The 12,272-nt window shown below is 66.5% G+C and carries 8 protein-coding genes and 1 pseudogene; 3 read left to right on the forward strand and 6 right to left on the reverse strand.

Features of this window, described 5'->3' with window-relative positions:
• Positions 1-60 precede the first annotated feature (60 nt).
• Both M1L61_RS08975 and M1L61_RS08980 read left to right on the forward strand, forming a co-directional pair.
• Positions 61-3,516 (forward strand): annotated as a pseudogene (locus M1L61_RS08975) (efflux RND transporter permease subunit); the annotation flags it as partial.
• Complete coding sequence (locus M1L61_RS08980; protein ID WP_248854594.1) at positions 3,513-6,593, forward strand: efflux RND transporter permease subunit; 3,081 nt, start codon at positions 3,513-3,515, stop codon at positions 6,591-6,593. The pseudogene M1L61_RS08975 and the gene M1L61_RS08980, both read left to right, overlap by 4 nt.
• A 163-nt stretch (positions 6,594-6,756) precedes the next feature.
• Here M1L61_RS08980 and M1L61_RS08985 read toward each other — a convergent pair whose 3' ends face one another.
• The 6 genes from M1L61_RS08985 to ykgO all read right to left on the reverse strand — a co-directional run bounded on the left by M1L61_RS08985 (position 6,757) and on the right by ykgO (position 11,256).
• Positions 6,757-7,989 carry a TraB/GumN family protein gene (locus M1L61_RS08985; RefSeq protein ID WP_010484557.1) on the reverse strand — a complete coding sequence of 411 codons (1,233 nt, stop codon included), beginning with the start codon at positions 7,987-7,989 and terminating at the stop codon, positions 6,757-6,759.
• Positions 7,982-8,512 carry a GNAT family N-acetyltransferase gene (locus M1L61_RS08990; RefSeq protein WP_005409279.1) on the reverse strand — a complete coding sequence of 177 codons (531 nt, stop codon included), beginning with the start codon at positions 8,510-8,512 and terminating at the stop codon, positions 7,982-7,984. The genes M1L61_RS08985 and M1L61_RS08990 overlap by 8 nt, the downstream gene beginning before the upstream one ends.
• Positions 8,513-8,525: 13 nt before the next feature.
• Entirely contained in the window at positions 8,526-9,413 is an 888-nt protein-coding gene (locus M1L61_RS08995) for a carbon-nitrogen hydrolase (protein ID WP_014646847.1), read from the reverse strand.
• Between the two features lie 165 nt (positions 9,414-9,578).
• Positions 9,579-10,616 (reverse strand): agmatine deiminase family protein, encoded by a 1,038-nt coding sequence (locus M1L61_RS09000; protein ID WP_010484562.1) that lies wholly within the window; start codon positions 10,614-10,616, stop codon positions 9,579-9,581.
• A gap of 39 nt (positions 10,617-10,655) precedes the next feature.
• Positions 10,656-10,985, reverse strand: coding sequence for a hypothetical protein (locus M1L61_RS09005; RefSeq protein ID WP_005416228.1), 330 nt, complete (start codon positions 10,983-10,985; stop codon positions 10,656-10,658).
• 145 nt (positions 10,986-11,130) lie between these two features.
• Complete coding sequence (gene ykgO, locus M1L61_RS09010) at positions 11,131-11,256, reverse strand: type B 50S ribosomal protein L36 (RefSeq protein ID WP_005409283.1); 126 nt, start codon at positions 11,254-11,256, stop codon at positions 11,131-11,133.
• Between the two features lie 197 nt (positions 11,257-11,453).
• Between ykgO and cmk the strand changes: the two genes are divergently transcribed.
• A complete protein-coding gene (cmk, locus tag M1L61_RS09015) occupies positions 11,454-12,131 on the forward strand; it encodes a (d)CMP kinase (protein ID WP_010484566.1) in 678 nt (225 codons plus the stop codon).
• Positions 12,132-12,272: the final 141 nt, after the last annotated feature.

The raw sequence follows: 12,272 nt of genomic DNA on the forward strand, positions 1-12,272 counted from the left end.
GCCCCGGGCCACGACCACGGTGCCTCGCCGGCGAGCGACGGCGCCGCCGCGGGCATGCGCGGCGGCCTGGTGGAATTCGCCACCCGCCGCCGCGTGACCATCGCCATGTGCACGGTCACCCTGCTGCTGTTCGGCCTGATCGCGCTGGGCAACCTCAAGGTCAACCTGCTGCCCGACCTGAGCTACCCGACGCTGACCGTGCGCACCGAGTACACCGGTGCGGCGCCGACCGAAATCGAAACCCTGATCACCCAGCCGGTCGAAGAAGCGGTGGGCGTGGTCAAGAACCTGCGCAAGCTGAAGTCGGTCTCGCGCACCGGCCAGAGCGACGTGGTGCTGGAGTTCGCCTGGGGCACCAACATGGACCAGGCCAGCCTGGAGGTGCGCGACAAGATGGAAGCGCTGAACCTGCCACTGGAGGCCAAGGCCCCGGTGCTGCTGCGCTTCAATCCGTCCACCGAGCCGATCATGCGCCTGGTGCTGTCGAACAAGGTGGCACCGGCCAGCGATGCCGATGCGATCCGCGAGCTGACCGGCCTGCGCCGCTATGCCGATGAAGACCTGAAGAAGAAGCTGGAGCCGGTCACCGGCGTCGCAGCGGTCAAGGTCGGCGGTGGCCTGGAAGACGAGATCCAGGTCGACATCGACCAGCAGAAGCTGGCGCAGCTGAACCTGCCGATCGACACCGTCATCAAGCGCCTGAAGGACGAGAACATCAACATCTCCGGCGGTCGCCTGGAGGAGGGTTCGCAGCGCTTCCTGGTGCGCACCGTCAACCAGTTCGCCGACCTGGAGGAAATCCGCAACCTGCTGGTGACCACCCAGGCCGCCAATGGCAGCGCGGCCGACTCGGCACTGCAGCAGATGTTCAACATCGCCGCATCGACCGGTTCGGCGGCCGCGATCGCGGCGGCGTCGGCGGCGCAGAGCGCGTCCTCCGGCGGTGGTTCCAGCGTGGTCGCCAACGGTGTGCCGGTGCGCCTGAAGGATGTGGCCACCGTGCGCCAGGGCTACAAGGAACGCGAAGCGGTGATCCGCCTGGGTGGCAAGGAATCGGTTGAACTGGCCATCTACAAGGAAGGCGATGCCAACACCGTGTCCACCGCCGAAGCGCTGCGCAAGCGCCTGGAGCAGATCAAGGGCACCTTCCCCTCCGATGTCGAGATGACCACCATCGAGGACCAGTCGCGCTTCATCGAGCACGCCATCGCCGACGTCAAGAAGGATGCGGTGATCGGCGGGCTGCTGGCCATCCTGATCATCTTCCTGTTCCTGCGTGATGGCTGGAGCACGTTCGTGATCAGCCTGTCGCTGCCGGTCTCGATCATCGCCACGTTCTTCTTCATGGGCCAGCTCGGCCTGAGCCTGAACGTGATGTCGCTGGGCGGTCTGGCACTGGCCACCGGCCTGGTGGTGGACGACTCGATCGTGGTGCTGGAGAGCATCGCCAAGGCCCGCGAGCGTGGCCTGGGCATCCTGCAGGCGGCCATCGTCGGTACCCGCGAAGTGAGCATGGCGGTGGTCGCCTCGACCCTGACCACCATCGCGGTGTTCCTGCCGCTGGTGTTCGTCGACGGCATCGCCGGCCAGCTGTTCCGCGACCAGGCACTGACCGTGGCGATCGCCATTGCGATCTCGCTGCTGGTGTCGATGACGCTGATCCCGATGCTGAGCTCGCTGAAGGGACGGCCGCCGCTGGCGTTCCCGGAAGAGGCACCGAACGAGCCGTGGCAGCCGCAGAACCGTTGGCAGAAGCCGGTGGCGCTGGGTCGCCGTGGTGCCGTGGCGACCGCGCGCTGGAGCTTCTATGCACTGGCCTGGCTGGTCGTGCGGGCGTGGCGTGGCGTGGTGGCGGTGGTTGGCCCAGTGATGCGCAAGGCCAGCGATCTGGCGATGAAGCCCTATGCCGGTGCCGAGCGCGGCTACCTGCGACTGCTGCCGAGCGCGCTGGCGCACCCGGGCAAGGTGCTGGGCGTGGCCACGATCATCTTCGTGGCGACCATGGCGCTGGTGCCGATGCTCGGTGCCGACCTGATTCCGCAGCTGGCACAGGACCGCTTCGAAATGACGGTGAAGCTGCCGGCAGGCACGCCGCTGAAGCAGACCGATGCGCTGGTGCGCGAGCTGCAGCTGGCGCATGGCAAGGGTGAAGGCGTGGCCTCGCTGTATGGTGTCAGTGGCAGCGGCACCCGCCTGGATGCCAGCCCGACCGAAAGCGGCGAGAACATCGGCAAGCTGACCGTGGTGATGGAAGGCGGCGGCAACGCGCGCACCGAGGCGGAGATCACCGAGCGCCTGCGTGACACCATGGGCCAGCATCCGGGTGCCCAGGTCGACTTCGCGCGGCCGGCGTTGTTCAGTTTCTCCACGCCGCTGGAAATCGAGCTGCGCGGGCAGGACATGGCGACGCTCGAAGTGGCCGGCCAGCGCCTGGCGGCGATGCTGCGCGGCAACGCGCACTACGCCGACGTGAAGTCGACGGTGGAGGAGGGCTTCCCGGAAATCCAGATCCGCTTCGACCAGGAACGCGCGGGTGCGCTGGGCCTGACCACCCGCCAGATCGCCGATGTGGTGGTGAAGAAGGTGCGCGGTGACGTGGCCACCCGCTACAGCTTCCGTGACCGCAAGATCGACGTGCTGGTGCGTGCACAGGAAGGTGATCGTGCCAGCGTGGAAAGCATCCGCCGCCTGATCGTCAATCCCGGCAGTACCCGTCCGGTGACGCTGGACGCGGTTGCCGACGTGGTTGCCACCACCGGCCCCAGCGAGATCCATCGTGCCGACCAGACCCGCGTTGCGGTGGTCTCGGCCAACCTGCGCGACATCGATCTGGGTGCGGCCATGCGTGAAGTGCAGCAGATGGTCGCCGAGCAACCGCTGGGCGCGGGTGTCGGCCTGCACATCGGCGGCCAGGGTGAGGAGCTGGCGCAGGCGGCGAAGTCGCTGATCTTCGCCTTCGGCCTGGCGATCTTCCTGGTCTACCTGGTGATGGCGTCGCAGTTCGAGTCGCTGCTGCATCCGTTCGTGATCCTGTTCACCATCCCGCTGGCGCTGGTCGGCGCGATCCTGGCACTGATGCTGACCGGCAAGCCCATCTCGGTGGTGGTGTTCATCGGCCTGATCCTGCTGGTGGGCCTGGTCACCAAGAACGCGATCATCCTGATCGACAAGGTCAACCAGCTGCGCGAGTCCGGCGTGGCCAAGCATGAGGCCCTGGTGGAAGGTGCGCGCTCGCGCCTGCGGCCGATCATCATGACCACGCTGTGCACGCTGTTCGGCTTCCTGCCGCTGGCGGTGGCGATGGGCGAGGGTGCTGAAGTGCGTGCGCCGATGGCGATCACCGTGATCGGTGGCCTGCTGGTGTCGACCCTGCTCACCCTGCTGGTGATCCCGGTGGTGTACGACCTGATGGATCGCCGCGGTGATGCCTACTACCGCGAGCGTGGCCGCAAGCACGCCGGTGAGATCGAGCCGGGTGCAGCAGGCAGCGCGGCGGGTGTGGAGGAGCCGGCATGAGTGTTGCCGAGTTCTCCATCCGCCGTCCGGTCACCACCATCATGTGTTTTGTGTCACTGGTGGTGATCGGCCTGATCGCCTCGTTCCGGCTGCCGCTGGAAGCGCTGCCGGACATCTCCGCGCCGTTCCTGTTCGTGCAGATCCCGTACACCGGTTCAACCCCGGAGGAAGTGGAGCGGACCATCATCCGCCCGGTGGAGGAATCGCTGGCGACGATGACCGGCATCAAGCGCATGCGCTCGTCGGCCACCTCCGAGGCGGCGCTGATCTTCATCGAGTTCAGCGACTGGGACCGCGACATCGCCATCGCCGCCTCCGATGCACGCGAACGCATCGATGCGATCCGCAGCGACCTGCCCGATGACCTGCAGCGCTACAACGTGTTCAAGTGGTCCAGCAGTGACCAGCCGGTGCTGAAGGTGCGGCTGGCCAGCACCACCGACCTGACCACTGCCTATGACATGCTCGACCGCGAGTTCAAGCGGCGCATCGAGCGCATCCCCGGCGTGGCCCGCGTCGACATCACCGGCGCGCCGCCGAACGAGGTGGAGATCGCCATCGATCCGAACCGCCTCAACGCGCACGGTCTGAGCATCAATGAGCTGAGCGAGCGCCTGCGCACGCTGAACTTCTCGATCTCCGCCGGGCAGATCGATGACAACGGCCAGCGCGTGCGCGTGCAGCCGGTGGGCGAGATCACCGACCTGCAGGAAATGCGCGACCTGGTGATCAACGCCAAGGGCCTGCGCCTGGGCGACATCGCCGACGTGCGCCTGAAACCGGCGCGGATGAACTACGGGCGTCGCCTGGACGGCAACCCGGCGGTCGGCCTGGACATCTTCAAGGAACGCAGCGCCAACCTGGTGGAAGTCTCGCGCGCGGCGCTGGCCGAGGTCGAATCGATCCGTGCGGAGCCGTCGATGCGCGACGTGCAGATCAAGGTGATCGACAACCAGGGCAAGGCGGTGACCTCCTCGCTGCTGGAACTGGCCGAGGCCGGTGCGGTCGGCCTGATCCTGTCGGTGACGGTGCTGTTCTTCTTCCTGCGCCATTGGCCGTCCACGCTGATGGTCACCCTGGCCATCCCGATCTGCTTCACCATCACCCTGGGCTTCATGTACTTCGTCGGGGTGACGCTTAACATCCTGACCATGATGGGCCTGCTGCTGGCCGTCGGCATGCTGGTCGACAACGCCGTGGTGGTGGTGGAGAGCATCTACCAGGAGCGCGAGCGCCTGCCCGGGCAGCCGCGGCTGGCCTCGATCATCGGCACCCGCAACGTGGCCATCGCGCTCAGCGCCGGCACGCTGTGCCACTGCATCGTGTTCGTGCCGAACCTGTTCGGCGAGACCAACAACATCAGCATCTTCATGGCGCAGATCGCGATCACCATCTCGGTCTCGCTGCTGGCCTCGTGGCTGGTCGCGGTAAGCCTGATCCCGATGCTGTCCGCGCGCATGGCCACGCCCAAGCTGGTGCACTCGCAGACCGGCATGATCGCGCGCCTGCAGCGCCGCTACGCCAGGCTGCTGGACTGGTCGCTGCACCATCGTGGCTGGAGCCTGCTCGGCATTCTGCTGGTGGTGCTGGTCAGCCTGGTGCCGATGAAGCTGACCAAGATCGACATGTTCGGTGGTGACGGCGGCAAGGACATCTTCATCGGCTACATGTGGAAGGGCGCCTACACCTACCGGCAGATGTCCGAGGAAGTGGCGCGGGTGGAGAACTGGATCGATGCCAACCGTGAACGCCTGCACGTCAAGCAGGTCTATTCCTGGTACAGCGAGCAGGAAGGCAGCTCCACCGTGGTCACCCTGGACGAGAAGTACGCCAAGGACATCAAGGCGCTGCAGGAAGAACTGCGCAAGGGCCTGCCGAAGTCGGCGCGCACCGACTACTTCGTGGGCAACCAGGGCGGCGATGGGGGTGGCGGCGGCAACCAGGGCGTGCAGGTGCAGCTGGTCGGCGACTCCAGTTCGATGCTGCAGGAGATCGGCCAGGAAGTGGTGCCGCTGCTGGCCCAGCGTGCCGAGCTGCGCGATGTGCGCATCGACAATGGTGAGAAGGGCGGCGAGCTGAAGGTGCGCGTCGACCGCGAGCGCGCCGCCGCATTCGGCTTCAATGCCGAACAGGTGGCCAGCTTCGTCGGCCTGGCCCTGCGCGGTGCGCCGATGCGCGAGTTCCGCCGCGGCGACAATGAAGTGCCGGTGTGGGTGCGCTTCGCGGGCGCCGAGCAGAGCAGCCCGGAAGACCTGGCTGGTTTCAGCGTGCGCACCGGCGACGGCCGCAGCGTGCCGCTGCTGAGCCTGGTCACCGTTGACGTCGGCTCGTCGGCCACCCAGATCGGCCGCACCAACCGCCAGACCACGCTGACCATCAAGGCCAACCTGGCCGAAAAGGTCACCGCACCGGATGGCCGCAAGGCGATGGAGGCGGTGCTCAAGCCGATGAACTTCCCGGCCGGCTATGGCTTCACCTTCGATGGTGGCGATTACGGCAACGACGATGAGGCGATGCAGCAGATGGTGTTCAACCTGCTGATCGCGCTGGTGATGATCTACGTGGTGATGGCGGCGGTGTTCGAGTCGCTGCTGTTCCCGGCGGCGATCATGAGTGGCGTGCTGTTCTCGATCTTCGGCGTGTTCTGGCTGTTCTGGATCACCGGCACCTCGTTCGGGATCATGTCCTTCATCGGCATCCTGGTGCTGATGGGCGTGGTGGTGAACAACGGCATCGTGATGATCGAGCACATCAACAACCTGCGGCGCGGCGGCATGGGACGCACGCAGGCGCTGGTGGAGGGCTCACGCGAGCGATTGCGCCCGATCATGATGACCATGGGCACGGCGATCCTGGCGATGGTGCCGATCTCGCTGACCAACACGCAGATGTTCGGCAATGGCCCCGAGTACGCGCCGATGGCGCGCGCGATTGCCGGCGGCCTGGCGTTCTCGACCGTGGTCAGCCTGCTGTTCCTGCCGACCATCTATGCGGTGCTGGATGACCTGCGCAATGCCGTGACGCGGCTGATCCGCCGCGCGCGCGGCCTGGAGGTCGTGGCGGGTACCCCGGTGTAGTGGTCGAGCTTGCTCGACCGTAATGCGCGACAACGTGTTGTGGTGTGGGGGAGGCCGGTCGTAGTGGGGCGGCCTCCCCCTTTTTTTGCCGGGCATGGCGTGCCAACCAAGCTTGGCACCTACCAGAGCGCAGTCGAGCTTGGCTCGACGCTACACGGAACAATCAACCCGCCACCTTGCCCCACACCTTGAACGTGGTCAGCCACAGGCCGAGCATGCTGCCGATGTTGGTCAGCATGAAGGTCAGCACCACGCGCGTGACCCGATTGCGATACCAGCCCTTCAGGCTCTGCGCATCGTCGCGCAGCTTGAGGAAGTCCTCATACGCCGGCTTGCGCAGGCGCGCTTCCACCAAGGCCGAGAATGCGCCGGTCGGGATGCTCAGGCGGAACGGCTTGAACGGGGCCACCGCGATTGCAGTGAGGATGCTCAGCGGGTGGCCACCGGCCAGCAGGCAGCCCAGGCCCGCCAGGCCGCCGGTATACATCGCCCAGGTCGCCAGCAGCTCGGTACCCACGCCGAGGCCGCCGCGATAGAAGCCCACGCCGATGCCGGTCGCCACGATCGCCAGGATGCCCAGCGTGAACCAAGGGATGTTGCGCTTCTTCGGTACCGCTTCCAGCTCGGCACGCAGCGGCGCCGGTGCTTCGGTGTCGGTTTCCAGGTAGCGCGCCAGGCCTGCAAGGTGACCCGCACCGACAACCGCCAGCACTTCACGCTGCTGCGGGTTGTGCTCCTCGCGCAGGCGCGTGGCCATGTAGCGGTCGCGCTCGCCGATGATGGTCTCGTACAGCGCTGGGCTCTCGCTGGCGAACTCACCGAAGCTCGATTCCAGCATGTCGCCCTGCTTGAGCTTCTCGATCTCGTTCTCGCCCACTTCCTCGGACGAGAACAGGCCGGCGCCGAGGCCGGCGACCAGCTTCAGCTTGCCGAAGAAACCCAGCCGCTGCGAGGCGCGGCGGAAGGTCAGGCCGACCTCGCGGTCGATCAGGTGCACCGGCAGGTCGCGTTCGCGGGCCAGTTCCACCGCGCGCTTCAGTTCGGCGCCCGGCTCGATGTCCAGCTGTTCGGCCAAGCGGCGCTGGTAGGCGGACAGCGCCAGGTTGGCCGCGAACAGGGCGACGCGGCCCTTGCGGATCACCTCGACCAGGTCGAGCTTGGCCAGCGTGTCCGGATCACTCAGTGCCTGCAGGCGCTGCGGGTCCAGTTCAACGGCAACGGCATCGAAGCGGCCGCTGTCGATGGCTTTCTCCACCGCCTCAACGCTGGCGCGCGAAACGTGGGCAGTGCCCAGCAGGGTGTAGCGCACGCCGTCGCGTTCGACGACGCGTACCGGCTGGCCGGCGAACAGGTCGTCGCCGGTTTCGGGAAGGGTTTCGGTCATGGGTTCATTCATTGGAAGGTGCGGTGTCGGCGCCATCGCCGAGCGCGCGCTGCATCTGCACGGTATCCAGCCAGCGGCCGTGCTTGCGGCCGAGGCCACGGAACACGCCGACCAGCTCGAAGCCGAAGCGTTCGTGCAGCTTGATTGAAGCGGTATTGGTCGGTTCGCCGATCACCGCCACCATCTGCCGGTAGCCACGCGCCACGCAGGCATCGATCAACGCCTGCAGCAGGCCGGTGCCAACGCCCTTGCCCTGGAACGCGGCATCGACGTAGACCGAGTTCTCCACGGTCCACTGGTAGGCAACGCGGGTACGGTAGGTGTTGGCGTAGGCATAGCCGGCCACCTGGCCGTCGATCTCGGCGACCAGGTAGGGGAAGCCGCGGTCGATGATGTCGCGCATGCGGCGCAGCATCTCGGACGCGTCCGGGATGTCGTACTCGTAAGTGTTGACGAAGTCGGTCACTTCCACCGCGTAGATCGCGGTGATCGCGGCGATGTCGGCCGGGCCGGCATCACGGATGAGGACGGCCATGCGCGGCTCCGGCTCAGTCGATGTAGCGCTTGAGCAGGTCACCGTACGCGTCGATGCGACGGTCGCGCAGGAACGGCCAGATGCGGCGCACGTGCTCGCTGCGCTGCAGGTCGACATCGCACAGCAGCACGGTGGCTTCGGTGCCGGCTTCGGCCAGGAACTCACCCTGCGGGCCGAGCACGTGGCTGTTGCCCCAGAACTGGATGCCCGACGCGCCCAGCGGCGAAGCCTCGTGGCCGACGCGGTTGCAGCTCAGCACCGGCAGGCCGTTGGCCACGGCGTGGCCGCGGTGGCTCAGCACCCAGGCGTCGCGCTGGCGGGTCTTCTCGTCCTGCACGTCGTCCGGGTCCCAGCCGATCGCGGTCGGGTAGAGCAGCAGTTCGGCACCGGCCAGCGCCATCAGGCGTGCCGCTTCTGGGTACCACTGGTCCCAGCAGACCAGCACACCGAGGCGACCCACCGAGGTGTCGATCGGCTTGAAGCCGATGTCGCCCGGGGTGAAGTAGAACTTCTCGTAGAAGCCCGGGTCGTCCGGGATATGCATCTTGCGGTACTTGCCCAGCAACGTGCCGTCCTTCTCGAAGACGACGGCGGTGTTGTGGTACAGGCCGGCAGCGCGGCGCTCGAACAGCGAGCCCACCAGCACCACGCCATGCTTCTTCGCCAGCGCGCCCAGGCGCTCGGTGCTCGGGCCCGGAATCGGCTCGGCCAGGTCGAACTCGTCCACCGACTCGTGCTGGCAGAAGTACGGACCGTTATGCAGTTCCTGCAGCAGCACCAGCTTGGCACCCTGCGCAGCCGCCTCGGCCACGCGTGCTTCGATCACCGCCAGGTTGGCGGCGGCATCACCGTGGTTGCGCTCCTGGATCAGGGCGACGGTAAGGGGGCTGCGCGAGTTCATGCGGGGCGTTCCTGCGGGGGAAAACCAGCATGTTAGCGCGGATGGGCGGCGACGGCGTGTCGCGCGCTGAATGGGTGCACGCAATCGGTAGCGCCGGGCCATGCCCGGCGGATTTTCCAGATGCGGCAGCGTTCGCCGGGCATGGCCCGGCGCTACCGGTTCGGCTTACGCCTTCAACAGCCCTTCCGGCAGCTGCATGGTGATGCAGTGCAGGCTGCCGTTCTGCCAGATCAGCGAGCGGCAGGGCACCTGCACGATCTCGCGGCCCGGGTGCGCCTGCGCCAGCACATCGCGGGCCAGGTCGTCGGCCGGATCACCGTAGGCCGGCATCAGCACCGCACCATTGACGATCAGGTAATTGGCGTACGACGCAGCCAGGCGGCGGCCTTCGTCGATCACTGGCTGTGCCCACGGCAGCGGGAACAGGCGATACGGCTGGCCGTCCTTGGTGCGCAGCGCGGCCAGTTCGTTGCCCATCGCCTGCAGCTCGGCGTAGTGCGAGTCGCTCGCGTCGTCGCAGGCCTGGTAGACGATGCTGTCAGCCGAGGCGAAGCGGGCGAGGGTGTCGATATGCGCGTCGGTGTCGTCGCCTTCCAGGTAGCCGTGGTCCAGCCACAGCACGCGGTCCTGCTGCAGCCAGTCGGCCAGGTCGGCGCTCAGGCTGGCGCGGTCGCGGTCCGGGTGGCGCTCGTGCAGGCACTTCCAGGTGGTCAGCAGGGTGCCTTCGCCGTCGGTCTCGATGCCGCCGCCTTCCAGCGCGAACGGGATGCTGCGCACCGGCGCGTCGTTGAACACACCGGCCTGGTCGAGCACGCCCACCAGCTGGTCATCCAGGGTGGCGTCGAACTTGCCGCCCCAGCCGGTGAAGCGGAAATCCAGCAGCTGGAAGCCGCCGTCGGCGCGGCGCAGGGTGATCGGGCCGGAGTCGCGCAGCCAGGTATCGTCGTAGGCCGCCGTGGTGAAGTGGACCTTGTCCATGTCGATGCGGTTGGAGCGCAGCCGCATCTCGGCATAGGTCTCCACATCATCGTCGGCCACGCAGATCAGCACCGGCTGGAAGCGGGTGATGGCCGCGACCAGGGCGATGTAGGTCTCTTCCACCTGGCCCAGGCGGTCGGCCCAGTCGGTGTCGGCGGTGGGCCAGGCAATCAGGACGCCGCTCTGGGCTTCCCATTCGGCAGGAAAACGAAGGGTCTGGTTCATGGTCTCGCTACACAGGCCCGCCCACGGCGGGTAAAGGGATCAACGGATCGGCGGTTTCGGGCCGATTTCGTTCGGGTCCGCCTGGTTGGCCACCACGTCGATCACCTTCTGCTTCTCGAAGTAGACGGTGAACTGCGGGTACACCCAGCGGTTGATGGTCGGCCACTGCCGCTTCTGCCCGCCACGTGGCTGCAGCTGCTCGCTGGGCGCGCCGAACTGCGCCTGCACCTGCTGCATGCTCTGGCCGCGCACGGGCAGGGCACCGGCCGGCTTCTCGCGGGCACGGTCGACAAGCAGGGTATCGGCCAGTGCCGGTGTGGCGGCGGCCAGGGTGGCCATCACGGCCAGGGCGGACAGGTAACGCTTCATCTCGATCTACTCCCCAGTGGTCAAGAAAGGCGATTACAGCAAAAACGGCAGGAAAAAGCCGCATAAACAAAAAACCGCCCGAAGGCGGTTTCTTGCATCGGGTCGGCCCCGCGTAGGGCCAGCCGCAGCCGTAAGGCTGTGAGGCTTAGCGCTGACGCGCCTTGAAACGCGGGTTCGACTTGCAGATGACGAAGATCTTGCCACGACGACGCACGACCTTGCAGTCACGGTGACGGGCCTTCGCCGACTTCAGGGAGGACAGGACTTTCATGGCATACCTCGGCGTAAACAGTAGTTGTTCGGGTGGAGCGTGGCCGCGATATGCGAAAGACAATCGGCAGTTGACGCTCGTTCAAGCCCGCCATTCTACCGGGCTTTTCCTCGTGGTTTCAAGTGGTTGCACAAAAGATCCCGCTGGGGGTGTCCGGCAGGGGCTAGAATGACCCCTTCACACGCTCTGGGAACCCCATGAATCCACTCGCTCCCGTCCTGACCATCGACGGCCCTTCCGGGGCCGGCAAGGGTACCATCAGCCGCATCATCGCGCGCCGGATGGGCTGGCATTACCTGGATTCGGGCGCGCTGTACCGGGCAGTGGGCGTGGCCGCGAGCTGGGCCGACATTGATACGTCCGATGCCTCGGCACTGGTGCGCTGCACCTTCGACACCCATGTTCAGTTTGTTGAACAGGGCGAGTCGATGCGGGTCATGGTCAACGGCACCGATGCCACCGACGAGCTGCGCCTGGAGACCACTGGCGCCCTGGCCTCGGCCATTGCCGCCATTCCGGAGGTCCGCGCGGCCCTGAAGGAGCGCCAGCGCGCATTCAGGGAGCTGCCCGGCCTGGTTGCCGATGGCCGCGACATGGGTACGGTGATCTTCAAGGACGCCCCCTATAAGGTCTTCCTGACCGCCAGTGCCGAGGAGCGCGCCGAGCGCCGGCATAAGCAGTTGAAAGACAAGGGGGTTTCTGTTAACTTTGATGACCTCCTGCGCGAGATCATGGCCCGCGATGCCCGTGATGCTCAGCGTACCGTGGCGCCCCTGAAGCCGGCAGACGATGCTGTCCTCATCGACACCACAGGCATCGGCATCGCAGATGTCGTTGCCAGAGTGATGGATCTGCTTCCGGTTCCGGCTGCCTGATCCGTTCGCGCGGGAGCACTGCCAGCAGCATCGGCGGTGGTCGCGCATAACAGTGCTGTACCAGCTCCGTCGCGCAATGATGCGTGGCGGTTTTCCTACTACACACGACCTGCGTTTCCGGGGTCGACCAACAGGCGGGCG

This window comes from Stenotrophomonas sp. NY11291, from assembly GCF_023277365.1.
GTDB classification, from domain to species: Bacteria; Pseudomonadota; Gammaproteobacteria; order Xanthomonadales; family Xanthomonadaceae; genus Stenotrophomonas; species Stenotrophomonas geniculata.

Bases quoted from the DNA above. Each gene is read 5' to 3' on its own strand.
- M1L61_RS08980 (WP_248854594.1), top strand. From the start codon at position 3,513: ATGAGTGTTGCCGAGTTCTCCATCCGCCGTCCGGTCACCACCATCATG.
- M1L61_RS08985 (WP_010484557.1), bottom strand. From the start codon at position 7,989: ATGAATGAACCCATGACCGAAACCCTTCCCGAAACCGGCGACGACCTG.
- M1L61_RS08990 (WP_005409279.1), bottom strand. From the start codon at position 8,512: ATGGCCGTCCTCATCCGTGATGCCGGCCCGGCCGACATCGCCGCGATC.
- M1L61_RS08995 (WP_014646847.1), bottom strand. From the start codon at position 9,413: ATGAACTCGCGCAGCCCCCTTACCGTCGCCCTGATCCAGGAGCGCAAC.
- M1L61_RS09000 (WP_010484562.1), bottom strand. From the start codon at position 10,616: ATGAACCAGACCCTTCGTTTTCCTGCCGAATGGGAAGCCCAGAGCGGC.
- M1L61_RS09005 (WP_005416228.1), bottom strand. From the start codon at position 10,985: ATGAAGCGTTACCTGTCCGCCCTGGCCGTGATGGCCACCCTGGCCGCC.
- ykgO (WP_005409283.1), bottom strand. From the start codon at position 11,256: ATGAAAGTCCTGTCCTCCCTGAAGTCGGCGAAGGCCCGTCACCGTGAC.
- cmk (WP_010484566.1), top strand. From the start codon at position 11,454: ATGAATCCACTCGCTCCCGTCCTGACCATCGACGGCCCTTCCGGGGCC.